The 24,789-nt window shown below is 41.7% G+C and carries 24 protein-coding genes; 15 read left to right on the top strand and 9 right to left on the bottom strand.

The window, feature by feature from the left end:
- Positions 1 to 9 precede the first annotated feature (9 nt).
- The gene (locus AC6H4V_RS11460; protein ID WP_428728973.1) at positions 10 to 576 is read right to left on the bottom strand and encodes a YceI family protein; all 567 of its coding nucleotides are present in this window, start codon (positions 574 to 576) and stop codon (positions 10 to 12) included.
- A gap of 133 nt (positions 577 to 709) precedes the next feature.
- Between AC6H4V_RS11460 and AC6H4V_RS11455 the strand changes: the two genes are divergently transcribed.
- The 3 genes from AC6H4V_RS11455 to AC6H4V_RS11445 all read left to right on the top strand — a co-directional run bounded on the left by AC6H4V_RS11455 (position 710) and on the right by AC6H4V_RS11445 (position 1,619).
- Positions 710 to 958 (top strand): type II toxin-antitoxin system HicA family toxin, encoded by a 249-nt coding sequence (locus AC6H4V_RS11455; protein ID WP_497606942.1) that lies wholly within the window; start codon positions 710 to 712, stop codon positions 956 to 958.
- A complete protein-coding gene (locus AC6H4V_RS11450) occupies positions 958 to 1,296 on the top strand; it encodes a type II toxin-antitoxin system HicB family antitoxin (RefSeq protein ID WP_497606941.1) in 339 nt (112 codons plus the stop codon). The genes AC6H4V_RS11455 and AC6H4V_RS11450 overlap by 1 nt, the downstream gene beginning before the upstream one ends.
- A gap of 65 nt (positions 1,297 to 1,361) precedes the next feature.
- Positions 1,362 to 1,619, top strand: a complete 258-nt coding sequence (locus AC6H4V_RS11445; protein ID WP_497606940.1) for a hypothetical protein — start codon at positions 1,362 to 1,364, stop codon at positions 1,617 to 1,619.
- 71 nt (positions 1,620 to 1,690) lie between these two features.
- On the opposite strand, the gene metH is transcribed toward AC6H4V_RS11445, so the two are convergent.
- Positions 1,691 to 5,182 carry a methionine synthase gene (gene metH / locus AC6H4V_RS11440; protein ID WP_497606939.1) on the bottom strand — a complete coding sequence of 1,164 codons (3,492 nt, stop codon included), beginning with the start codon at positions 5,180 to 5,182 and terminating at the stop codon, positions 1,691 to 1,693.
- A gap of 168 nt (positions 5,183 to 5,350) precedes the next feature.
- Here metH and ccoG point away from each other — a divergent pair, with 168 nt between their 5' ends.
- From ccoG to AC6H4V_RS11395, 9 genes are all read left to right on the top strand, one after another.
- On the top strand, positions 5,351 to 6,784 hold the full coding sequence (gene ccoG, locus AC6H4V_RS11435) for a cytochrome c oxidase accessory protein CcoG (protein WP_428728979.1): 1,434 nt from the start codon (positions 5,351 to 5,353) through the stop codon (positions 6,782 to 6,784).
- A gap of 56 nt (positions 6,785 to 6,840) precedes the next feature.
- Complete coding sequence (locus AC6H4V_RS11430) at positions 6,841 to 10,377, top strand: DUF748 domain-containing protein (RefSeq protein ID WP_497606938.1); 3,537 nt, start codon at positions 6,841 to 6,843, stop codon at positions 10,375 to 10,377.
- Between the two features lie 38 nt (positions 10,378 to 10,415).
- Positions 10,416 to 11,462, top strand: a complete 1,047-nt coding sequence (locus tag AC6H4V_RS11425; RefSeq protein WP_497606937.1) for a YeiH family protein — start codon at positions 10,416 to 10,418, stop codon at positions 11,460 to 11,462.
- Positions 11,463 to 11,527: 65 nt separating this feature from the next.
- Positions 11,528 to 11,995, top strand: a complete 468-nt coding sequence (locus AC6H4V_RS11420; protein WP_428728982.1) for a hypothetical protein — start codon at positions 11,528 to 11,530, stop codon at positions 11,993 to 11,995.
- Complete coding sequence (locus AC6H4V_RS11415) at positions 11,995 to 13,041, top strand: tetratricopeptide repeat protein (protein WP_428728983.1); 1,047 nt, start codon at positions 11,995 to 11,997, stop codon at positions 13,039 to 13,041. The genes AC6H4V_RS11420 and AC6H4V_RS11415 overlap by 1 nt, the downstream gene beginning before the upstream one ends.
- Positions 13,016 to 13,447 (top strand): ribonuclease HI, encoded by a 432-nt coding sequence (rnhA, locus tag AC6H4V_RS11410; protein ID WP_497606936.1) that lies wholly within the window; start codon positions 13,016 to 13,018, stop codon positions 13,445 to 13,447. Before AC6H4V_RS11415 ends, rnhA begins: the two co-directional genes overlap by 26 nt.
- Entirely contained in the window at positions 13,444 to 14,124 is a 681-nt protein-coding gene (rnc, locus tag AC6H4V_RS11405) for a ribonuclease III (protein ID WP_428728985.1), read from the top strand. The genes rnhA and rnc overlap by 4 nt, the downstream gene beginning before the upstream one ends.
- Positions 14,121 to 15,194, top strand: coding sequence for a chorismate synthase (gene aroC, locus AC6H4V_RS11400; RefSeq protein ID WP_497606935.1), 1,074 nt, complete (start codon positions 14,121 to 14,123; stop codon positions 15,192 to 15,194). The genes rnc and aroC overlap by 4 nt, the downstream gene beginning before the upstream one ends.
- 82 nt (positions 15,195 to 15,276) lie before the next feature.
- Entirely contained in the window at positions 15,277 to 16,128 is an 852-nt protein-coding gene (locus tag AC6H4V_RS11395; protein WP_428728987.1) for a nitrate- and nitrite sensing domain-containing protein, read from the top strand.
- A 14-nt stretch (positions 16,129 to 16,142) separates the two neighbouring features.
- On the opposite strand, the gene AC6H4V_RS11390 is transcribed toward AC6H4V_RS11395, so the two are convergent.
- From AC6H4V_RS11390 to AC6H4V_RS11365, 6 genes are all read right to left on the bottom strand, one after another.
- Positions 16,143 to 17,114: a DUF6781 family protein gene (locus AC6H4V_RS11390; protein ID WP_428728988.1), complete on the bottom strand. Its 972-nt coding sequence runs from the start codon at positions 17,112 to 17,114 to the stop codon at positions 16,143 to 16,145.
- Between the two features lie 12 nt (positions 17,115 to 17,126).
- On the bottom strand, positions 17,127 to 17,396 hold the full coding sequence (locus AC6H4V_RS11385; RefSeq protein ID WP_428728989.1) for an HP0495 family protein: 270 nt from the start codon (positions 17,394 to 17,396) through the stop codon (positions 17,127 to 17,129).
- The gene (gene moaC, locus AC6H4V_RS11380; RefSeq protein ID WP_497606934.1) at positions 17,377 to 17,847 is read right to left on the bottom strand and encodes a cyclic pyranopterin monophosphate synthase MoaC; all 471 of its coding nucleotides are present in this window, start codon (positions 17,845 to 17,847) and stop codon (positions 17,377 to 17,379) included. Before moaC ends, AC6H4V_RS11385 begins: the two co-directional genes overlap by 20 nt.
- Positions 17,848 to 17,991: 144 nt before the next feature.
- Positions 17,992 to 18,579 carry a molybdenum cofactor guanylyltransferase MobA gene (mobA, locus tag AC6H4V_RS11375; protein WP_497606933.1) on the bottom strand — a complete coding sequence of 196 codons (588 nt, stop codon included), beginning with the start codon at positions 18,577 to 18,579 and terminating at the stop codon, positions 17,992 to 17,994.
- On the bottom strand, positions 18,580 to 19,626 hold the full coding sequence (locus AC6H4V_RS11370) for an OmpA family protein (RefSeq protein ID WP_497606932.1): 1,047 nt from the start codon (positions 19,624 to 19,626) through the stop codon (positions 18,580 to 18,582). It abuts the gene before it with no gap.
- An 80-nt stretch (positions 19,627 to 19,706) separates the two neighbouring features.
- Positions 19,707 to 20,972, bottom strand: a complete 1,266-nt coding sequence (locus tag AC6H4V_RS11365) for a 3-isopropylmalate dehydratase large subunit (RefSeq protein WP_497606931.1) — start codon at positions 20,970 to 20,972, stop codon at positions 19,707 to 19,709.
- Between the two features lie 97 nt (positions 20,973 to 21,069).
- Here AC6H4V_RS11365 and AC6H4V_RS11360 point away from each other — a divergent pair, with 97 nt between their 5' ends.
- Positions 21,070 to 21,756 carry a pseudouridine synthase gene (locus AC6H4V_RS11360; RefSeq protein WP_497607937.1) on the top strand — a complete coding sequence of 229 codons (687 nt, stop codon included), beginning with the start codon at positions 21,070 to 21,072 and terminating at the stop codon, positions 21,754 to 21,756.
- On the opposite strand, the gene AC6H4V_RS11355 is transcribed toward AC6H4V_RS11360, so the two are convergent.
- Positions 21,753 to 22,259 carry a hypothetical protein gene (locus AC6H4V_RS11355; protein WP_497606930.1) on the bottom strand — a complete coding sequence of 169 codons (507 nt, stop codon included), beginning with the start codon at positions 22,257 to 22,259 and terminating at the stop codon, positions 21,753 to 21,755. The genes AC6H4V_RS11360 and AC6H4V_RS11355 overlap by 4 nt on opposite strands.
- Before the next feature lie 156 nt (positions 22,260 to 22,415).
- Between AC6H4V_RS11355 and AC6H4V_RS11350 the strand changes: the two genes are divergently transcribed.
- Together AC6H4V_RS11350 and AC6H4V_RS11345 are read left to right on the top strand one after the other, a co-directional pair.
- A complete protein-coding gene (locus AC6H4V_RS11350) occupies positions 22,416 to 23,627 on the top strand; it encodes a NifS family cysteine desulfurase (protein ID WP_497606929.1) in 1,212 nt (403 codons plus the stop codon).
- Between the two features lie 155 nt (positions 23,628 to 23,782).
- Positions 23,783 to 24,757 (top strand): iron-sulfur cluster assembly scaffold protein, encoded by a 975-nt coding sequence (locus AC6H4V_RS11345; protein WP_497606928.1) that lies wholly within the window; start codon positions 23,783 to 23,785, stop codon positions 24,755 to 24,757.
- The last annotated feature ends 32 nt before the right edge of the window (positions 24,758 to 24,789 follow it).

Genomic DNA, 24,789 nt, shown 5'->3' with positions numbered 1-24,789 from the left:
TAGGCTTCATTACTTAGTGGCAATACCCTCAACGGATATCTCAAGCTTTACTTTTTCGCTCACGGCAACGCCGCCTGCTTCTAAGATTCTGTTCCATTTAACGTTATAATCTCTTCTGTCGATTGAACCTGTAAGCGTAAATCCAGCTCTTTTTTTACCCATAGGATCTACAATAGTTCCACCAAACTCATAATCAAGTACAACATCTTTTGTGACATCTTTGATAGTTAGTTTTCCATACGCTTTATCGCCTTTTGTCTTCTCAAGAACAAATGTGATTTTTGGATATTTTTCCGCATCAAGAATCTCTGAAGATTTGAGATGCGCATCTCTGTCTTCTATGTTTGTGTTGATAGAATCAACTTCAATTTCTCCTTGAAGTTTTGTCAAAAGACCAGATTTATCATCTAGCTCAAATGTGCCAGAAAACTCCTCAAACTCTCCACCAACAGTACTTACCATCATGTGCTTTACCTTAAAAGCAACATTTGTATGTGAAACATCTACATTATAAGATGCACCAAAAAGTGAACTAAATCCAAGCAGTAAACCTGCTAACGAGTACATTATTTTCATCTTCAATCCTTTAGGTTGGTTTGAAGCATTATCTACTTTTTTTCGCTTTTTTGCTCTTAATAATGTCAATTAGTGACATTTTTTAATTTTGACGTTATAATGTTTTGTAACTATTTTGTGGTATCATTTTACTATGAGCAAAAAAGATAAATTACTTGAAAAATTTTTAAAAGTACCGCCAAACAAAGATTTGACGTTTGATGAACTTCAGACTTTACTTTTGGGTTTTGGTTATGAAAAAATAGAGGGTAGCGGTTCTGCCGTGAAGTTTTACAACAAAGAAAAAGATAGTCTTATCAACTTACACAAACCACATCCGAGTAATATTTTAAAAATCTATCTTGTCAAGCAAATACAAGTCAAGTTAAAGGAGATACTGTAATGGCTAATACGATTGAATACAAAGGCTATATCGGCTCAATAGAATATTCGAGTGAAGATAAACTCTTTTTTGGAAAAATAGAGCTTATAGATGATTTGGTAACTTTTGAGGCAGATAGTGCGAGTGAGCTTGAAACCAACTTTCATAATGCAGTTGATGAATACCTGCAAACATGCAAAGAGCTAGGAAGAAAACCGCAAAAGACATACAAGGGCGTTTTTAATGTCAGAATTGACCCTAAACTGCACCAAAAAATCCATCAAGAGGCACTAAGAGCGGGAGTTTCGTTAAATGCTTTTGTTCAAAATATATTGAAGTCAAAAGTAGCGGCAGTTTAAAAAATACAAAACAAGCGTTAAAGAATAATGTTACAATATGACAAATAAAAAGAGGAGGTTTGACAATGCAGACTATCCGAATTGACAATCCTGAAGCAGAGAAGTTTATAGCTTCAAGATATGGAAACGATACTAACAGTTTGGTTGATGATTTTATAAAATTTGTAAAACTTTCTTTGGATGATGGTTATCCTGCTATCACAAAAGAAGAGGCAAAAAGCAGAGTTGCAAAATCTCTTCAAGATGTAAAAAGTGGTAATGCTGTACTGCTAACTCAAGAAGAATATGATAAAGAGATAGATGAATTTATGAAGACTCTATAGATGACAATTGTCAGAAAAAGAGAGTATTTGACTTCACTTAAAAGCATATTGATCTTGTTATTTCGCCATTCTTAAACATTATAGTAACTCGCACTAGGATGATAAACCACCAGCGCAGAAGTGGACTGTTCTGGGTGGATTTGAAATGTTTCGCTTAGTTCTATACCGAACTCTTCGGGTTTTAAGAGGTTAAAGAGTGGGCGGTTTAGTTCTAGGTTGGGGCATGCGGCGTATCCGAATGAGTAGCGGCATCCCTCATAAGCGGACATTTTTACATCGCTTAGTTTGTTGCCCTCGTCTTTGGCAATTCCCAAATCAAGGCGTATCTGTTTATGTGCTATCTCCGCCAAAGCTTCGGCAAGTTCGACGCCTAATCCATGAAACCGGTAGTACTCTGTGTAGTTGCCTCGCTCGTAAATCTCTCTCTCGACTTCGCTTAGTTTTGCTCCCGCACTTACGCATGTAAACGCTACGACATCATGTCTGTCTCTGTGGAAAAAGTCGCTTAATGCACGGTGTGGTTGTTTTGACTGTCTTGGGAAAGTAAACTTCTCTTTTGCTCTGCCCATAATCTCATAAAGCGGCTCATGGTTTATCTCGCTCTCGCTGTTGTACCCTTCGCTCTCATCAAAAATCAAAAGCGTGTCATCGTCGCTTCTGCATGGCCAGTAGCCGTAAATGATGGTTGGCTCAAATAGTTTTTCATCTATAAAGCGTTTTTTTAGCTTCTCATACGCTGGGTAAACTACCTCATTTAGCTGTTTTTCATACGCCTCTTTTGTTAGTCCTTTTGAGCTGTAACCCCAGCGAGCTTTAAAAAGAAGTTTGTGGTTTAGCCACTCAAATGCCATCTCGATTTGTTGTGGAGTTAGTTTTAGCTCTCTTCTTCCCCAAAACGGCGGTGTTGGAACTTTGATATCACGAGAGGGCATTTTAAGCTCTTCAAACGGCGGGATGATTATCTCTTCTTTTACTTTGATTATCTTCTCTTCGCCCTCTTTGCCGTGTAGGTCGGTATCAAAATTGCCCGCTTCAATGCGGCTCATGGCGGTCACGCCGTCAAACGCATCTTTGCAGTAGAATATTGGTCCATCATAAATAGGGCGGCAAAAATCATCTATAAACGCCCTTGTAAGTGCCGCACCGCCGAGAAGTACGGGGATTTTGATGCCTTCTCTCTGGAGTGCTTCAAGGTTCTCTTTCATCACTTGCGTCGATTTGACCAAAAGCCCGCTCATGCCTATGGCACTTGCGTTTGACTCCTTTAGGGTTTTTATAAACGCCTCTATATCAACTTTTATACCGAGATTGATAACTTTAAAGCCGTTGTTTGAGAGGATGATATCAACTAGGTTTTTGCCGACATCGTGAACATCCCCCTTTACCGTTCCTAAAATGAGTGTGGTATCGACTTTCTTATCTATCTTTGGCAAGTAAGGGTTGAGATAATCCACCGTTTTTTTCATAGTTTCGGCACTTTGAAGAACAAAAGGGAGCTGCATATCGCCACGCCCAAAAAGCTCTCCGACAACTTTCATAGCATCTATGAGTATCTCATTTACGATTTTTTCAGGTGCGATGGAGTGTCTCGCCTCTTCTACCAGTGGAATCATCCGCTCTTTGTCGCCGTCCATAAGCAGTTTTGCGATTTTCTCCTCCATGCTCATGGCAAGGTAGGCTTCATCGACTGCACTGTTATCAACCTTCTCTTTTGTACTGAAATGTTCTATAAACTCAAAAAGAGCCGCTCCATTAGCTTTACGGTTAAAGATAAGGTTGTCACAAATCTCTTGGTCTCTCTCGCTGATTTTGTTTATCGGGATGATGTGCTGAACATTGATGATGACGCTTGTAAGTCCCGCTTGTGTACAGTGGTGTAAAAACATGGAGTTTAGGTAGGGTCTGGCATCTTTGTCAAGTCCAAAAGAGATGTTTGAAAGCCCCAAAATTGCTCCCACTTCAGGGTGTCTAGTGCGCAACTCTCTTATGGCTTCTATGGTGTTTATGCCCGCATCAGCGTATTCTTCATCACCGCTTCCAAGGGTAAAAGTGAGCAGGTCAAAAACCAAATCCTGCGGTTTTATCCCATGTTTTTGGGTAGCAAATGCGTAAATGCGTTCGGCAACTTCAAGTTTTCTTGTCACCGTTTTTGCCATCCCCTCTTCATCGATAGTCAGACAAACAAGAGCGGCTCCAAATTTTTTAGCCAGGGCGCAAACTTTGTCAAACTTCTCTATCCCGTCTTCAAGATTTACGGAGTTTATGATGGGTTTGCCGCCGATGAGTTTTAGTGCCTCTTCAAGTGCCGGAGTTTGCGTGGAGTCGGGCATAAGCGGAAGTGCTATCTTTTGAGCGTACAAACTCATAACTCTGTTCATATCTTTTGTCTCGTCACGCCCTGCAAAACCGACACTTACATCTAGCACATGCGCACCGACTCTTACCTGCTGTTGAGCGACACTTAGCGTGCCTTCATAATCCTCTGCCAAAAGAAGTTCTCTGAATGCTTTAGAACCCGTTGCGTTGCTTCTCTCTCCGACAAGCAGAACTGATGCCTCTTGTGTGAGCGAAACCGTGTTGAAGAGTGAGGCAAGAGAGTTTGGTTGGCTTCCTTTTGGCTCTTTTGGAGCTGTTTTGCTAACATGGTTGACTAACGCTCTGATATGTTGAGGTGTTGTGCCGCAACATCCGCCTAAAAAGCTCACACCCTCATACTTTAAAAAACTCTCCTGTTTTGTGGCAAACTCATCTGGTCCCATTGGGTAGTATGTGTAGCCCCCACGGTTTTGCGGAAGCCCTGCATTGGCATGAACGCTGATGGGTTTGTGCCAAATCTCGCTGAGGGTTTTTACATGTTTTTCTACCTGTTCAGGTCCTGTTCCGCAGTTAAATCCAAGAGAGAGGATGTCAAAAGGCTCTAAGATGGTTGCGATGGTTGCGGCATCAGTTCCGATAAGCATCGTTCCGCTTAGTTCAATCGTGACAGAGACCATGATGGGAATCTCTACGCCTCTTTGTTTACTTGCCGCTTCGCATGCATGAAGAGCCGCTTTTATCTGCAATGGGTCTTGACAAGTCTCAAGCAAGAAAACATCAACCCCGCCATCAATCAACGCTAAACAAAATTCCGTGTAACCCTCATACATCTCATCATAAGCTATATGTCCTAAAGAGGGGAGTTTCGTCCCTGGTCCGATGGAGCCTAAAACAAATCTCGGATGCTCTGGTGTGGAGACTTTTTCGCACTCCTCTTTTGCAAGTTTTGTTCCCGCATATGTCAGCTCATAAGCTCTGTGAGAGATGCCGTACTCATCCAAAACCCATGAAAATGAGCCAAAAGTATTGGTCGTGATGAAGTCTGCGCCAGATGTCAGATAGGCACGGTAAATGTCGCTTAAAACCTCAGGACATGTAGCGTTAAGAAGTTCGTTACACCCCTCGTTGCCCTCCCACGCTTCTTTTGGGATTTTTTCATCTCGCTGTTGGAGCTGTGTTCCCATAGCGCCGTCTATGATTAAGGGTCTAGTTTTTATAGTTTTTAAGATATACTCTTTTGTTGTCATGAAAAATCTTCTGATTAAGATAAATAAAGTTTTGATTTTACCAAAAGAGAGCATAAAAGAGACTTTTAAGAAAAATATACAATACGTTATAATAATTATTATAATGAATAATGAATATTATTTAAAAGTGTGTTATAATTTTGTCAATAATATGTCAAAGGAGCAGACATGAGTGAGAGTAGCGTTGGTGTAAAGTTGCCAACACCGTGGAGATATAGTAGATATGTCTTCTTTGTTTTTTTAACAGTTGCAGCTTTGGGTTTGCCGTGGATTCAGATAGATGGGAACCACTTTTTTCTACTGAGTTTTGACAAGCTCAAGTTGCATCTTGGATTTGTGCAGTTTGATATGCAAGAGCTCTACCTTATGCCGTTTTTGCTGATGATACTCTTTTTAGGGATTTTTGGGATGACGGTGATGGGAGGACGCGTTTTTTGTGGGTGGATTTGTCCGCAGACTATCTTTCGTGTCATCTACCGTGATGTGATTGAGACGAAACTTCTCAAACTGAGAAAACGCATCAAAAACAAGCAACAAGAGCCCGATATGTCACTGGGTGAAAACAAGATAAAAAAGCTTATCGCTGTTCTCTTGTGGGTCGTACTCTCTTTTGTAGCAAGTGCAAATCTTATCTGGTTTTTTGTGCCGCCTGAGGACTTTTTTGCTTATATGGCTGACCCGTTTGAGCATATGATTTTGCTTGGCACACTGGTCTCTTCGGCGCTGTTTCTCATCTATGATATCGTCTTTTTAAAAGAGGACTACTGTATCTATGTTTGCCCATACTCAAGAGTTCAGTCTGTTCTCTATGATGACCACACGGTTATGGCACTCTACAATACAAACCGTGGCGGACATATCTATAACGAACATAAAGAGAAGGCATTTACAAAACAAAAAGATTTGCAAGCCTTTGAACCACATGCGGAGTGTACGGCATGTGAGAGCTGTGTCACGGTCTGCCCGACACACATCGATATCCGAAAAGGGTTGCAGCTTGAGTGTATCAACTGTCTGGAGTGCGTGGATGCATGTACGGTTGTCATGGGTAAACTTGGCAAACCATCCCTTGTAACGTGGTCGAGTGAGTATGAGATTATCCAGAAAAAAGGAAAAACACACTATTTCCGTCCAAAAATTATTGCTTATGCGATTCTTCTTGTTGGTTTGGCAGTTGGTATGGTTGTGATGGGAAGCAAAAAAGAGCATATGTTGCTTAATATCAACAAAGAAAATCGTCTCTACTCCATCAGCAAAGAGAGTGATGGAAGGGTGGTAGTGGAAAATGCGTATGAGTTTTTACTTCAAAATACGCAAAATGAGACGCTTAAATTTTACTTTGAGGTAAGTTTACCGCAGGGTATGGAGGGGAAACTCGAGATTGCAAAACCGCAAGAGCCTTTTGATGTCACACCAGATGTCAAAAAGAAGAAAATCGTTGTTTTAAGAACATACGATAAGCTCTCTGAAGATGCACGTCACGACACTATCATTCCCATAACTATCCGTGCGTACGCACTCGGACACGAGGATAAAATCGTTGTTTTTAGAGAGTCAACATTTACGTATCCAAGGGCCGATGTTATAAAAGAGGCAAAATAATCTTCATTTAAAAAACAATTCGATAAACTTTATCAGCTAGCTTGAAAGGTTTATCGATGATAAAAAAAGTTTTGCTCTCTCTTTTTACGCTTTATGCGCTCGTAGGTTTTGTTATCGTTCCTCTTGTTTTAGAGTCTCAAATACCAAAAATCATATCAAATCAGCTTCACGCCAAACTCTCTATCAGAGATATCTCCTTTAATCCATTTCTTTTTCATCTTACTGTTAATGGCGTAGAACTTCAAGATGCTAAAGGGGAAAAACTCGCATCTTTTGAAGCATTTAAGGTCAATCTTGAACCTCATCAGCTTTTTATGGGGGCAGTGTATCTCAAAAATATCACGCTGCAAAAACCGCAAATTTTTCTAAACTTCGATAAAGAGGGCGTACTCAATTTTGATAATCTGGTAAAAAGCGCTGCGCAAAGTGAGCCGGAGAAGACGCAAACAAGCAGTGAAATCCCTCGTATCATCATCGATGCAGTTGCGCTAGAGGAGGGTTCTTTTGCTTTTCGTGATTTGAGAAATCCAACCCCTTTTGAACTTGGCATAGAGGCAATCAACTTTAAAGTGAGTGATATCGATACACAAAATGTTGATACTAAAAATGCAAAAGTGCGTTTTACTTCACAGCTTGGAGATGGAGGAAATATCGATATAAGAGGCGATGTAGCAAGTTACGACCCTTTCATCATTGATGGAAATGTCAATATCGAGGCGACAAAGCTCTATACGTTTTGGAAATATATGCAAGATAGCCTTAAGCTTGAGATTGCGGACGGGAAGCTCTATTTTGTTACAAACTACCACTTCAACGCAGGCGACATCAACGCAACAACGCTTGAAAACATTTTTATCTCTCTTGAAAATCTCCGCATCAAACCAAAGAGCAAACATCATGATTTGCTTACACTCAAAACCCTACGTATAGAGGATGTACGTGTCCAACCAATGCACCAAAAACTCTCAGTTCAGGATGTTGTCATCGAATCTTTAAGCGCAAATGCACAAAGAGATTTGCAAGGCGCTATAGACTGGATGGGTTATCTGGAAGGACAATCTAAGAGCGTCAAAGAGCAAGAACCACAAAAAAAAGATACAGCGCCTTGGAGTGTTCAAGTTGCAAAGATTGCGCTTAAGGATGTTGGGGCGGCTTTTGAGGATAAGAGTGTCGCTCCTAGCGTAAAGACGAAACTAGATATCGTCAATGCCGAGATAAAAAATGTGACACTGCTTGGAGAAGAGGCGTTAACGTACGAAGCAGCTATGCGTCTCAATGAAGCGACGTGTAACATAGAAGGTGCGCTCAAACATAAAAATCTCATGCTTGACTCTAGTGTCAAATGCGCAAATTTAGGGCTTTTGCACTATGTTCCTTATGTGGACAAGATAGCGTTAGAGCAACTCAAAACATACAATGTGGCACTTAAGGGTGGAGTTGTGGGCTTTGATGCGCATATCGCCCTTGAGGATAGAAATGCGCAAATCAGTGCTGTTGTCGATAAAGCAAATTTCAAACTTGAGGATTTTCATCTTGCAAAGAGAAAAAGCGGAGAAAAGGTTGTCACATTTAAAACCTTTGCTATCCAAAATGCATCCCTAAACAGTGCTAAAAAAGAGGTAAGTGTAACCGGCGCAACGCTAGAGAAGCTCTCTTTTGGTCTCAAAAAAGAGAAAAACGGCAGCATTGACGTTGCAGGGCTTGTAGAGGCAAAAGAGGTCAAAAAAAGCACCAAAGCAAATGTCGCAAAAAATGTACCGCAAGAGAAACCCTACAGAGTGGCGATAGGCGCATTTGATATAAACGATGCAGAGGTTGTTTTTGAGGACAAAAGTGTGCAAAAAAGCGCGAAGGTTGTTTTAGACAAGATTCACGTCGGTGCAAAAAATATAGACTCAAACAAGAAGAGCTCGCTTGCGTATGCTGTTGATATGCGGGTGAACAAAGTAGGCAAGATAGATGCAAAAGGGTCGCTGCAGCACACGCCGCTTGAGCAAAAAGGGACGTTGAAGCTTCAAAAAATCTCCCTCAAAGAGCTTACACCTTACCTGCAAGAGAGTACATTTTTAAAAATCAGCGACGGGTATCTTAGTCTCACGAGTAAAAACAGTTACAAGCAAAGGGGCGAGAGATTTGATGCTTCTGTGGATGGAAGTCTCAATGTGCGCAACTTTTTCTTGCACGACACACGAGACAACAGCACAATCACCTCTTTCATCAAAGCAGATGTAAACTCATTTAGCTTCAAAAGTACGCCAAACAGGCTAAGTGTCGATGAGGTTTTACTTGACTCTTTTTATTTGGATGCGCAAATCAATGAAGACAAAAGTATGAATATTGCAAAACTCACCAAAGAGTCAAAAGAGTCACAAAAATCAAAAGAGCTAAAAGAGCCGCAAAAAAGTGAATCAAAAGAGAGTTTTGATTTTAAACTTCTCAAGCTCAAAGTAAAAAATGGAAGTGCAAATTTTGCGGACTACTCTTTGCCAATTGATTTTAAAACCTCTATCCATGACCTAAACGGCGACCTCTACGCACTCTCCAACGTCAAAGGGGGTGTGAGTTATGTAGAGATGGATGGTGAGGTTGATGCTTACGGCTCTGCAAAACTCAAAGGGAGCGTAGAGGCTTCGGACTTTAAATCTTACACCGATTTAAACCTGAACTTTCGTAATCTTAGCCTCAACTCTTTTAGCGGTTACAGTGCCCAATTTGCTGGGTATAAGATAGATGAGGGAAAACTTTTCCTTGATTTGCAGTATAAGATTTTTGACTCACAACTTCTTGGTGCAAATAGCCTTATCATCAAAAAAATCAAACTTGGTGAAGAGGTGGAGGATGAAAATATCACCAAACTTCCCCTTGGTTTTGCAGTCGCACTCCTAGAAGACAGTGAGGGCGTCATAGATATTAACATGCCAGTAGAGGGCAATTTGAACGAACCTGATTTTAAGTATGGCGCGATGGTGCTTAAAACATTTGTGAACTTAATCGTCAAAGCAGTAGCGTCTCCATTTAAGTTTTTGGGTGCAGCGATGGGAATAGAGTCTGATGAGCTTGAGTATGTCGAGTTTGGGGCTTCTGAGTTTGTACTGCTACCGCCTGAGAGAGAAAAGCTTGACAGCGTGGCAAAGATGCTGCTTGAAAAACCAAAACTCTCTCTTAAAATCTCTGGCGGATATGATGTTCAAAAAGATAAAGAGGCGCTTCAGGCAAAAAAACTGACACAAGAGCTCTTAGCGCAAAGCGGAAACGGTGCAAATGTTACTGTAAACTCTGTAGAGGCACTCTGCCTCCCGCGTCTTGGCAAAGAGAAAATAGCACTGCTCAAGAGCGATATAAGCCAGAAACACGCAAAAGAGCTCTTCAAATCAGAGTTCCAAAAAGCGCTTGTTGCGGAATGTATGACAACATGGAGCGTCTTGGATGAGGAGCTCGTAACTCTGGCAAACAGCAGAGCAGATACCATAGCGACCTATCTTGTTGGGGTGAAAAAAGTTGATGCAGCAAAGGTTCTCGTAGAGAAGGCACAAAAGAGAGATGACTCTAAAGAAGAGTGGGTAAAAAGCATGCTCAAAATCGAAGTACTATAAATTTTAGCTATAATTGCGTTTTTTTTAAAGGAGAGTCCATGCCATTTTCACCCACAAATAGAAAAGGTACTATCAACGGAGTTCTTTTTGTAGCTATCTTTGCCGCAGCCGCAACGATGATTTCAGAACTTGCATTTGTCAAATCTTTGGGGATTTCACCGCTTGTTATCGGTATCGTTATCGGTATTTTTTATGCAAATACACTGCATAACAACACCCCAAAAGAGTGGAGCGGGGGTATAACATTTTCAGCCAAAAAAATCCTCCGTTTTGCCATTGTTTTTTATGGATTTCGCATCACGTTTCAGCAGATAGCAGAGGTGGGCGTGGAGGGCTTTTTGGTCTCGCTTATCATGCTCTCGACTACTTTTGTGCTTGGAACATGGGTGGGACAGCGGCTTTTCAAGATGGACAGAGACACATCCATGCTCAGTGCCTCCGGAGCTTCGGTTTGTGGAGCGGCGGCAGTTTTGGCGACAGAGCCTGTTTTAAAGGCAGAGGAGCATAAAGCGGCAATCGCCGTCTCCATGGTTGTTCTCTTTGGAACAATAGCGATGTTTTTGTACCCCGCACTCTACAATATGGGCGTTTTTGACATGAGCGCAAAAGAGTTTGGTATCTATGTCGGCGGAACTATCCATGAAGTGGCACAGGTTGTCGCAGTTCCCGCTTCTGTTCCAGGGGCGAGTGAAGAGATGGCAAACGCAGCGGTTATTGTAAAGATGACACGTGTCATTATGATTGCGCCGATGCTTATTCTTCTTGGTATTTACCTCTCTTTGAGTGCCAAAAAAAGTGGCGGTGAGGCTGGCGGCGTGAAGCTTGTTATCCCGTGGTTTGCGGTTTACTTTATCGGTATGGCGGGGTTTAACTCGCTTGGCATCGTGCCGCAAAACATAGTAGCACTTATCAACCAGATAGACACTTTTTTGCTCACGATGGCGATGACTGCTCTGGGGATTGGGACGGTATTTGCCAAATTTAAAGGGCTTGGTTTAGCACCCATTTATACAGCGGGAACGATGTTCTTATGGCTTCTTATTGGAGGTTACTTTGTTACAAAATGGGTTGTGGCAACCTTTTAGGGGTGGGGATTTTAACCAAATCATTATATAATAGATGTAAATTTTTAAGGAGCTAAGAAGCAAAGATGTCTCACTTGCCAAATACACTCAACTCTTATTGGCTCTGGAGAGAGGTCTCTGCAAAACTTGGTGTCTCAAACCCAACGTATCGTTATTGGAAGAGCACGCCAAACCTCAAGCTCAACAACAAATACCTTTTTGTACAAAAACAGACACTTCCTCAAAAATATGAGTACGTGGAGAAGATACTTACAGACCTCTCCGGACATCTTCCCATCAAGTACGCTTCCGACAAACTTCATGTCAATGAACATCTGTTCTCATACGAGAAGATGAAGCTCTACAAAGAGTTTGAGTACAAATATGTCGAAGATGTGAAGTTTGTCAATATCAAAAAATTTTTTACAGAGTTTGGCATAAAAGTAGGCAAAAATTCCATTGTTCAGCTTGGAAAGATAAAAGATTTGGAGTTTGCTCCAAACGCAACGTTTTACAATCTCAAAAATGATTACGGTATAGTGGTGTACGACTGATGGATGCTTTTTTTCTGGAGTCTAAAGACCCGCTTTTTGGAATTATTATCTTTTTTGTTCTTATTTTTGTTATCACTTTTTTCTCATACTGGCTCTCCAAATATAAGAAAAAAGAGGACTACAAGCATCTTGATAGATTTTTACAACAGTTTCAAACGCTTCCCTCGCAAAATGAGCTAAAGGTTCTTATCGCAAAAGGCGAACTCTCCGAAAAGTCTTGGTTTTTACTTGCCAATGCCTATGCAAAGAGCGGTAACTATGAAAAAAGTATTGAGATTTACAGTGAACTTTTAAAGGTCGGAGACAAGGCAAATTACAGAGACACGATGTTTTTGCTCGGTAAAACCTACTTTAAAGCGGGCTTTTTGGAACGCTCAAGGCAGATTTTTTTAGAGATACTAAAAAACAACCCTCGTACCCCTCAAGCACTTAGCTATCTGCTTTTGACGTATGAGCGCGTGCGAGACTACAAGGCGGCGATGGAAGTTTTGGAGCCTTTAGAGGAACTTGGCAGAGATACGACGGTGGAGAGGGCATACCTTGAAGCACTGCTTGTACTCAACTCTGCAAAGCTCTCATCAGAGGAAAAAGTAGAGGAGCTGTTGCGGATCTACAAGAGCTCTCACGCACTTACGCACCTTGTTTTTGAGTATCTCTTTCGAGTCAATCCAAAAGTGGCTTGGGAGAACTTTGATGCTTCAAAAGCCGAAGAGCTTATTGATGTTTTATGGTGTGTTGATAAAAAAGATTTGAACCTTGAAGTTATTATGCAAAACGGCTATCTCAGAGAGCTTTACAGTGCTAAAGGGTATATAGAAGTGGCGAACAGAAGCTCTATCTTTGAGCTAGATGTCCTTATAAACCTTGATGCAAAAGCAAACGCTACACTTGGTTTTGAGTATATCTGCAATAACTGCAAAGTTGTTTTTCCCTTTGCGTTTCACCGTTGCAGCAGTTGCCATGCGATAGATACCTCAAGAGCAGAAATCGCTCTAGTAAAAGATTATCATAAGGATTTTAGTGAAGAAAATAACTCTTTTCAGTGACGGCAGTGCCCTTGGAAACCCTGGACCGGGTGGATATGCGGCTATTTTGCGTTTTGGAGACAAAGAGAGAGAGATTTGCGGCGGAGAGCTGCACACGACGAACAACAGAATGGAGCTCTTAGGTGTCATTGAAGGACTTAGAGCTCTAAGGGAAGCGTGTGAGGTTGCTATCGTTTCAGACTCATCTTATGTTGTGCGGGGGATTAACGAGTGGCTTGGTGATTGGGTAAAGAGAGACTTTAAAAAGGTAAAAAATCCAGACTTATGGATGGAGTACATAAAAGTAGCAAAACCGCACAAAGTAAGTGCGACATGGGTTCGAGGGCATGACGGACATCCAGAGAATGAACGATGCGATGTTTTAGCAAAAGAGGAAGCTCAAAAGATGAAAGAGAAGAGAAAATGAGTAAGAAAATAGAAGATTTAGAAGAGATTTTGGAGTATAGGTTTAAAAACAAGAAGCTCATTATCGAAGCGCTGACGCACAAAAGCCATAAACAGCCCTACGATAATGAGCGACTTGAGTTTTTGGGTGATGCGGTTTTGGATTTGATAGTCGGGGAGTACCTTTTTTTCAAATTTCCAAAATCAGATGAGGGCTCTTTGTCAAAAATCAGAGCGGCACTTGTGAATGAAGACGGGTTTGAAAAACTTGCACGCTCCATAAACCTTGGCGAGTATATCTACCTCTCAAGCGCAGAGGAGAACAACGGCGGACGTGAGAAAGCCTCCCTTCTCTCGAACGCTTTTGAGGCGATTATGGGGGCTATTTATCTTGAGAGCGGGCTTGAGACGCTTAGACCCATCGTGATTGGTTTGATAGAGAAAAACCATAAAGAGATATCGCTGGATTCACTTTTTCGTGATTTTAAGACAACTCTTCAAGAGCTTACACAAGCGAGATTTGGAGAGACGCCGGAGTATAGAGTAATCGCAAGTCGTGGACCTGACCATAAAAAAGAGTTTGAAGTAGCGGTTATCATAGAAAACAGGGAGTACGCACGAGCGGTGGGGAAAAGCAAAAAAATCGCACAGCAAGAAGCGGCTGAGACAGCGGTAAAAATGTTAAAGGAGCTAAAGTGAATAGTTTTGGACAAAAGTTGCGTATCAGCACGTTTGGAGAGTCACACGGCAAGGCTATCGGGTGTCTGCTTGATGGTGTTCCCGCAGGGCTTGAGATAGACGAGGCGTTTATCCAAAGTGAGCTAGACCGCCGCAAACCTGGCAAAAGCGAGTTTGAAACAGCTAGAAAAGAGGACGACAAAGTAGAGATACTTAGCGGAGTTTTTGAGGGCAAAAGCACAGGAACGCCCATCGCCATGGTCATCTACAACACAGACCAGAAGTCCAAAGATTACTCCAATATCAAAGATGTTTTTCGCCCAGGACATGCAGACTTTACCTATTTTCACAAGTACGGTTTGCGTGATTACCGCGGAGGTGGAAGAAGCTCTGCAAGAGAGACGGCGGCTAGAGTTGCGGCGGGTGCTATCGCAAAACTGATGTTACGTCAGCTTGACATCGAAGTGCTAAGCGGTATTTGTGAGATTGACGGGATAAAATCTGAAACTTCTGACTATGAGGCGGCAAAAAAAAGTATCATTTATGCGCTTGATGCTACAAAAGAGGATGCCCAAAAAGAGGCGGTTCTTAGAGCCAAAAATGCGCACGACTCAGTCGGCGGTGTCTCAAGAGTAGTTGTACGCGGTGCACCGATAGGGCTGGGTCAGCCGCTTTACTACAAGCTAGATAGTGTTTTAGCGGACGCTATGATGGGCATCAATGCAGTAAAAGCAGTCGAGATAGGCGATGGTATCTTAAGTGCTTCGCTGAAGGGGTCGCAAAACAATGATGCTATAAGAGCGGATGGATTTGTCTCCAACCATGCAGGCGGTATTTTAGGCGGTATCAGCAACGGCGAGGAGATAGTTATGAATGTCTATTTTAAGCCGACACCCTCCATCTTTCAAGAGCAGCAAACCATTACAAGCCAAAATGAAGAGGTTGATTTTTCGCTCAAAGGACGTCATGACCCATGCGTAGCCATTAGAGGAACGGTGGTGTGTGAAGCTATGGCGGCACTTGTCATCGCCGATATGGTACTTTTAAATATGGGTTCAAAGATGGATGGAGTTGTTAAATATTATAAATAGTAGTTTAAATTATCGAAGTAATAAGTTTTTATTAATTTAAATAGAGTTAAAATGTCCCTGAAAAATCAAAAAGGGTAAGTTTATGCGTATTTTTTTATTTATGTTCATTCTTGTATTTACACTACAAGCAAAACCAATTTTTAGCAATACTGATCAAGCAGATAGCTCTCAGTATATAGATGCTCTGAAAAATCTTGTTGTTGCAACACAAAAAACCAGAGGTTTGACAAACAGCTATCTTAACGGCAACCTTATTGCTTTGATGCTTGTGCAAGATGCCAAAAGTGATATGAAAAAAGCTATAGGCACTATGGAGTCTTTAAAACTTGCATCAGACCCAGTCATCAATCAAAGAGCTTCAGATGTAAGTAACAAGCTTATAGAGCTCAACCGTAAAGGATTTAAACTCAAACCTGAAGAGGCATTTGAGCGCTACACACAAGAGATTGAGCAGATTTTGATGCTTGCACAAACTGTAAGCAAAAGAAGTGCAGAGCACATGACACCATTTGCAAAAGATGCATCGTTTGTAATGATGGAGCAGATGTTGCCGCTGAGTGAATATGTCGGACAGCTACGAGGCTATGGTTCAGGAATCGCTGCTAAAGCCGCAATAACACAAGAGCAAAAAGAGAATCTCTCGATTATCATCGCGGATTTGAGCACGCTTCATAAAGAGTTACAAACGCGCGTAAAAAATGTGCTTAGCGGTGGTAAAAAGTACTATCCACAAGACCTAGAAGCAAAAGTTGCAAAGATGAATAGTTCACTTGAAGCCTATGTTGATTTTGCAAAAAAAGAGTTTTCTAAAGAGAGTATCGCTATCAATCCTGATGACTACTTTACAAACGGAACAGAGATAATAACACAGATTATCTCTCTCTACGATGCGACAAACAAAGCCGTACTAGAAGATTCTAAAGGGTGGTTATAAAATCCAAAAGAGAGTTACTCTTTTGGTTCCATCTTGCTTTTTGCAGATTTGATAGCAGTTCCGAGGGCTGTTTTAGCGATTCCCCATGCTTGAATGCCCATTCTTTTTGCCTCTTTTGCCGTCTCAGACTTCAGGGCAGTATCCGCTTTTTTAACCGCCGTTTTTGCTAAAGTAGAAAATCTCTCCTTCATAACAACAGCTGTCTCTTTAGAGATATGGATAAGCTCTTCGAGGTCATAACGCATCTTTTTGTTAAGCTCTAAAAGAATCTTGGCGATGGTTGGCTCACTCTCATTTGCCTGCGTCTGAACGACTTGCAAGAAGAGCGTATCTGTCTGGTTCAAATCCTCCATAATGGTGTCATAATCTTCTATAAGAATATGTTTAGCCTCAAGCGGCATAAAGGCAAGTCTCTTTTTAAACCTATCGATTGACTCAAGCAAACCTGCTCGCATACCCTTTAAAGTTGCCTCTAAAATATCTTCAGACATATTTGGTGAAACTTCCGCAACCCCAATACTTGAGTGCAAGATGGTAGAGAGGATTTTTCTTACACGTATGGTGTTGAGCGTCCCCTCCTTGATAGTTTCAAAGGTCAGTTCGCGCACCATCTCTTGAATCATATTTTTCGCCTCAGAGTCTTTAGACTTCTCAAGCGCCGTGATGATAGCTCCCTCAACCGTTTCACCTAAGAGATCAAAAAGGTCGATAGACTGGAGTTTTGCTTGATGCAGTTTTGAGAGAGTGAGTGCGTCATCTTTGTCGATGAGAGACTCTATATCATTGAAAATCGCATATTTCGCCTCTTGTAGTTCGCTCTGCTTTTTTTGGATATTTTTCTCAAGAAGCTCTTTTTGTACCAAAAGTTCAGCAAGAGTGTCGTGAAGCTCTTTTGTGCGTTCCTCTATAACGCTTGCTGTAACCTCTTTAATCTCATGTAAATCCATTTTTTCAAATTCTATCGTGCGCAACTCTTGTAAACTCATTGTAAACTCCTTTTAAAGTACCATTTTGATATGTTGGTGCGCTTTAAGCGCTTCATAGATGAAGTTTCTGTCATCTTCATTGTGGACAAGCATATCAAGATTCATGCTTACATACTTGCCGCCTTTAGAATTTTTGGAGTGCGTGAGTTTATGTTCCCTCTCACTGATAACATCCACAATCGCCTGCTTCAAAGCTTCCACTTCACTAGCTATAAGCTTATAAGACCAACTGCAAGGATACTCAAGTTCAAGCTTCTGCTCTCTAGCGTTTAAAATCTCCACTCTTACCTCCCGATTTTTCTTCCAACTGTACATTGCGGATAATCATCCCCTTATCAATCGCCTTGACCATATCATAAATGGTTAAAAGCCCGATGCTTGTTCCAGTGAGTGCTTCCATCTCCACCCCAGTTTGTCCCGTAAGTTTTGCAGTAACTGTGAGCTTAAATCCAGGGAGTTCAGCCAACTCTTCAACATCGCAGTTAATCCCGCTCAGGTTGAGCGGATGGCACATCGGTATGAGTTCACTCGTCTTTTTTGTCCCCATGATAGCTGCAATAACAGCCGTTTGAAGCACGGGACCCTTTTTTGTTTTTTCGCTCACGATAGCATCATAAGCCTCTTGACTCATCTCTATGATACCGCTTGCAACAGCGACACGCGTAGTAGAGTTTTTCTCACTCACATCAACCATTTTTGGTCTATCTTTTTCATCTAAATGCGTTAGGTTCATCTTTTTTCCTATTGATAAATAGAGTTCTTGCAAAATTAAAAACACGCTCACTAAGGCCTCACGGTGGGTACCCCAAATCTAGCAAGCTAGATTTGACCCTTCCGCTGCAGAATCGTTCGCTTAGTTTTTAATTTTGCAAGAACTCTATTTTGTATTATAACTTAATTGCACTAACGCCTCTTTATACTCATGCGGATGATTGAGGTTTAAAAAGGGCTTTTCATCTTCAAAATCCACAAACAAAGTTTTTGCACTTTTTAGCAAAAATCCAAGTTTATGATTATCTTCTTGAAGCATCATCTCAAATTTTGGCGCGAGTGTGCGGTGGTAGATACCGCACATAGGCTGAATGCCGCTTTGAGTTGCGGCGATAGTTGCATCGTTATCTGCAGTGTCGGCATCTAAAAGTTTTTCTATCACACTTTTAGAGACAAATGGGGTGTCAACACTAAGCGCAAAAAATCTTTCACATTTTAAAGCCTCAAAAATAGTTACAAATCCCGCAGTCGGCGCATACGTCAAAGAGGTTTTGGCATCTTCTATGAAAGAGGCTTGAAAATGGAATTTTGATTTATCTTTGCAGGAGATATAAACATTTTTGAAAATTTTTGAGAGACGATGGAGTTGAAACTCACTAAGTGTGGAGAAAGAACCAAAAGGAAGAAGCGCTTTGTCTTCCCCCATTCGGCTTGATTTGCCACCCGCAAAGATAATGCAAGGGATGTCAAACATCTATTTTTTGAGCAGTTCTGCTTCGATTCTTCTGTTTTGAGCTTTGCCCTCTTTAGTGTCGTTAGACGCTACAGGAGCTTTTTCGCCCATACCTTTTGAAGATACTCTGCTTGCGTCAACACCCTCGTTTACGATAAGGTTTTTCACTGCATTTGCTCTGTTTTCAGAGAGAGTTTGGTTGCTCTTATCGCTTCCAACGCTATCTGTATGACCTACGATTTTTGCATCATAGTTTGGCATTGTTTTCATAAAGTCTGCAAACTCTTTTACTTTTGACATATATGCATCACCTACTTTGTAAGAATTGTTGTCAAAATTTACATGTAGATTTACTAAAACTGAACATCCATCGCTATCAACTTTGTGTCCCGCCGGTGTTGTTGGGCACTTGTCTTTAGAGTTAAGTACGCCATCTTTGTCATTGTCGCCATCTACTGGTTTTGGAGCAGGAGCCACAACAACTGGAGCTGGAACTGGCTTTGGAGCTGGAGCCGCTACTGGTGCAGGTGCTGCAACTACTGGTTGTGCTTTAGGACCAAATGCGAAGTTAAGACCCGCTAAGAGTGCGAGGTTACTATCCCATCTTCTGTCGTTTTCTTTAAGCATATAAACCGCTTCAAGCTTAAGAGCGATACTTTCTGCCAAAGGAAGCTTTGCGCCAACACCTGCATTTAAAAATGCACTGTCTTTATTTTCTGCAAAGTGCTTATCAAGCGTCTCATAACCGATACCAACTTTTGCCAAAGGCTTAATCATACCCTCTGTTTTATACTCATAAACACCATTAAGTGCGATGCGGTAGATATCTGTATCAAATGTAGAGTTTTTGTAGTCAGCATTGTTTGTATAAAGCAAGCTTAGTTCAGGACTTAAAAGAGTACCAAGACCGTTGTACTGAAGCTCAGCCCCAGTTAAAAACTGATTGTCTAAGTCCAAATTTCCTTCTGGAATATTTGTACCAATAACAGGTGTAATCTCATAGTTATACTCCTGTGCCATCAATAAACTGCTTGCAAGAAGTGCCGAAATTAGTAGTGTTTTTCTCATTTGTGTATCCTCCGTATGTTTTTGGAATTTTAGCAGTTCCCCTCTTAAGATAACTATAACTTAAGAGATTAATTTGTTATTTATATCTCTCTTGGGTCGCTGATGTAACCATTAATCGCAGAGATTGCTGCAACCGCTGAGTTTGCCAGATAAACTTTTGAGCTTCTGCTTCCCATACGACCCACAAAGTTACGGTTTGTTGTAGCCACTGCTACTTCATTGTCCCCCAAAATCCCCATATATCCGCCAAGACATGCGCCACACGTCGGGTTGCTCACAACGCCGCCCGCATCGACGATAATGTCGATATAGCCGAGTTTGTTCGCTTCTCTAAGTATCATCTGTGTCCCTGGAGTGACGATAAGACGAACATCTGGATGCACTCTTTTGCCCTCTAGTATCTCGGCAGCAACTTTAAGGTCGCTTAGTCTGCCGTTTGTGCAGCTTCCGATAAATGCCTGATCAATTTTTATTTTATCGCTTACCGCTTGAGAAACACTATGCCCGTTAGACGGTAAAAACGGATAAGCGATAACAGGCTCAAGATTTGCAACATCTATCTCTAAAATCTGCACATAAGAGGCATCTGCATCGGAGTGGTGGATTTTTGGTGTGCGAGCGAGGTTTTTATCGCTCAAGAACGCTTCTGTTATATGGTCATAAGCGACAATCCCGCTTTTTGCTCCTGCTTCGATAGCCATGTTGCACATAGAAAATCTATCATCCATTGTAAGGTGTTCGATGGTGCTTCCCGTAAACTCCAAAGTTCTGTAAAGCGCACCATCCACCCCGATCATGCGGATGATCTCAAGGATGATATCTTTGCCCGTTGTATATTTTCCAGGTTTTCCGCTAAGAACCACTTTGATGGACTCTGGTACCTTAAACCAGTTTCCGCCCGTTACCATCGCAAATGCGAGGTCAGTTGAACCCATACCCGTCGAGAATGCCCCAAGTGCGCCGTGCGTACATGTGTGGCTGTCTGCACCGATGATAACATCTCCCGGAACTACAAGCCCTTTTTCAGGCAATAGTGCATGTTCAATCCCCATGTCTTTTTCATCAAAAAAGTTTTTGAGGTTGTGTTTTTTTGCAAAATCACGGCTGATGCGTGCTTGATTTGCGCTTGCTATATCTTTTGCAGGGATAAAGTGGTCAAGAACTATGGAAAAACCGTCAGGATTTGCAAGTTTTGTCGCACCGCTATCCTCAAAAGCCTTGATAGAGATAGGCGTAGTGATATCATTTCCGATAACCATATCGATGTTACAGCGGATAATCTCGCCCGCATAAACTGCTTTTCCTACATGCTCGGAAAATATTTTTTCAGTGATAGTTTGTCCCATGACATAGAATCCTTCATTGCATTTACTAATTTTTTGCGATTATACCCATTTTCTTTTTAACCCACAAAATGATACGATTGCAAAAAAAGTGACAAACATGCAAAACAGCTACAAAAGAGTCGATGCACACCTCTCAAACCTCGGATACTGCACAAGAAGTGAAGCAAAAAAGTTTTTGAGCAAAAATGTGGTCTCCATAAACGGCGTTAGAGTTTTTGATGTGCGAGAAAAGGCGCATCATAGCGATATCACGGTCGATGGAGAGAAGCTTGACGATGAAACTCTTGTGTTGCTTATGCATAAACCAAGCGGCGTTGTCTGCTCACACAGCGATGGCGGTGTGCTTATATACTCGCTTCTTCCACAGCGTTGGCAGAGACGCAACCCAAAAATAGCAACCATCGGCAGGCTTGATGCCGATACAACAGGGGCGATTTTGCTCACGGATGACGGCGCACTCAACCACAAGCTCACAAGCCCAAAAAGTGATGTCGCAAAACTCTATGAAGCGACGCTTGCACAGCCACTAAGAGGCGATGAGGCAGAGATATTTGCCAGCGGTACGCTGATGCTTCATGGAGAGAAAAAACCGCTTTTGCCGGCGAAACTCGAAGTTGTAAGCCAGAGCGTAGTAAGGTTAGAGATTTGTGAAGGACGCTACCATCAAGTCAAGCGGATGTTTGGCGCAGTCGGAAACAGAGTTGTCGCACTCCATAGAGTGCGTTTTGGAGAGTTTAGCGTGGAAGATTTAAAGCCAAGCGAGTATAAAATCCTCTCGTTTTAAGCCGCCTCATACTTGAGTGCTTTTTTTGTAAACTCAGCAGAACAGAAAAAAAGTGCTGCAAAAAGAGGATTTATCGTTGCAGTTCCCTCTTGAAGTGTCTCAAAAATCTTTAACTCAAATCCCTCTGCCTTTTGTGTATCTTTAGCCACTACTTTAAACTCTACGGGTGCTAGTGTTTTGAGCATAGTGAGGGTTTTTTTCCTCTTTTTTTCACCACCAACATCGAGAATATTGCGTGTAATCCCCTCAGAGTCATCACGCATGCGCACCAGCTCTTCTAAAACATCAAATTTATCTTTAAAAATAATCTTGTTCCATGAAAGTCTAAGCTCTTTAGACTCCACCTTGCATGAACTGTCTATGAGGGCATTTGGTTTTTTCGCTTTTATGGCTTCAACGAGACCTAAGAGAAAGTTGACACCTCCAGCTTTTTGTGCGCACTCTTGTATAAGCAGATGCATACGCGCCTTTGTCTCTTCACTTTGTTTGTTGAAATTGCACATGGGGTTTCCTGATTTATAATATAACTATAATTATAGCTTAAATGAGATTGAAGTATTATTTCATTTAAGCATATCGTAATAACAAACTTATTACTATACGAAACTAAAAAGAGACAAAATTACTCTTAATTAAAATGATTTTGGATAAGGCGAAGTATGAAAGTTTATTTAGACAACAACGCTACAACGATGGTTGACCCTTTGGTTGTAGAGGCAATGATGCCGTTTTTTAGCGAGATATATGGAAACCCAAGTTCTTTGCATAAGTTTGGCACTGCTTCACATCCTGCCCTAAGCAAAGCGATAGACCAGATGTACAAAGCACTAAACGCAAGCGATAATGATGATATCGTCTTTACATCATGTGCAACAGAGTCCAACAACTGGGTTTTAAAATCAGTTTTCAACGACCATATAGTGAGCGGAGACAAAAACCATATCATCACAACAGAAGTGGAGCATCCATCCGTTCTTGCGGCATGTAAAGCACTTGAAAAAGAGGGTGCAAAGGTCACTTACCTACCTGTAAACTCAGAGGGGATTGTCGAGGCACATGTGGTGCGAAGTTTTATCACGGACAAAACAGCACTTGTTTCTGTTATGTGGGCATCAAATGAGACGGGAATGATAAACCCTATCAAAGAAATCGGTGCGATTTGTAAGGAAAAAGGTGTTCTTTTCCACTCAGACGGCGTACAGGCAATCGGTAAAATTCCTGTTGATTTGCAAGATGTTCATGTTGACTTTGTCTCTATGTCTGCACATAAGTTTCATGGACCAAAAGGTATCGGCGCACTCTATATAAGAGATTCTCAGCCGTTATCGCCTCTGCTTCATGGCGGTGAGCAGATGAATGGGCGCCGCTCAGGAACGCTCAACGTTCCTTATATAGTTGGTATGGGCAAAGCCATAGAGCTTGCAACAACCAATTTAGAAGAAAAAATCGCAACTATCAGAGCAAAAAGAGACCGCCTTGAGGATGCGCTTTTAGAGTTAAGCGATACATTTGTTGTAGGAAACAGAGAAAACCGCACGCCAAATACCATACTTATCTCCATCAGAGGCGTTGAGGGCGAGGGTATGCTTTGGGACTTAAACAACGGACAAATCGGAGCTTCAACGGGTTCTGCATGTGCGAGTGAAGATTTGCAGGCAAACACCGTAATGCTTGCCATCGGTGCCGATAGCGAACTTGCACACACTGGAATCCGCCTAAGTCTTAGCCGTTTTACAACCGATAGTGAAATCGACTATGTTATCGCACATTTTAAAAAAGCGGTAGAGCGTTTAAGAGCGATTTCAAGCTCTTATGCAAAGGTACAACCGACAGTTGGCGGTGAATCTAAAGCGTGCGAGCTTCACCATTAAGTAGATAAAATTATAATTATGAAATTATCTGACACGAATGTGTCAAGCTTTAGTGCCACAGCGGCTAGCGAAGCAAAAGGGACGAGTTCCTTTTGCGGACAAAACAGGGGAAAAGGTTCCCTTGAATTTATGAAATAAATTAAAGGAATAAAAAGATGGCAAAGAACGATTTATTGGGTGCTTCTCTGTGGGATGCGTACTCAAATAAAGTAACAACTTTGATGAACAATCCAAATCATCAAGGCGAGATAACTCCAGAACAAGTGGAGAAGAACGGAAACAAGCTTATCGTGGCAGATTTTGGTGCGGAGAGTTGTGGGGATGCGGTAAGGCTTTACTGGGAAGTTGACCCAAAAACAGACATTATCGTAAACTCTAAGTTTAAGAGTTTTGGATGCGGTACGGCGATAGCAAGTTCGGACATCATGACGGAGCTTTGTATCGGCAAAACGGTCAAAGAGGCGGTAAAAATAACAAATATCGATGTTGAGTTTGCACTTCGTGACCATCCGGATGTTCCGGCAGTTCCGCCTCAAAAGATGCACTGCTCAGTTATGGCGTACGATGTTATCAAAAAGGCGGCTTCACTCTATTTAGGCGTGGATGAGGGAAGTTTTGAAGAGGAGATTATCGTTTGCGAGTGCGCAAGAGTAAGCCTCAGAACACTTCAAGAGGTTATCAGACTTAACGACTTGACAACTATTGAACAGATAACAGACTACACAAAAGCGGGCGGTTTTTGTAAAAGCTGTATAAGACCGGGCGGACATGAAAAAAGGGAGTACTATTTAGTGGATATTTTAAGAGACACTCGCAAAGAGATGGATGAAGAGAAGATGAGAGCAGCAGCAGACGCAGGCTCAAAAGCAAGTTTTGAGGCGATGACTTTGGTACAACAAATCAAAGCTATCGATGCGGTAATCGATGAAAATGTACGCCAGTTCCTTATCATGGACGGCGGAAATATGGAAGTTATAGATGTAAAACCAAGCCCTGACTATATCGATGTCTATATTCGCTATCTCGGTGCATGTAATGGTTGTGCAAGTTCTGCGACAGGAACTCTCTATGCGATAGAAGCAACACTAAAAGAGAAACTATCCAAAAAGATTAGAGTTCTACCGATTTAATTCCTACTTTTTGTGGGGGTTAATACCAAACT

The sequence above is a fragment of the Sulfurimonas lacustris genome (assembly GCF_059705355.1).
Note: the sequence above shows the minus strand (reverse complement) of the source record. Positions and strands in the feature narration are given on the sequence as shown.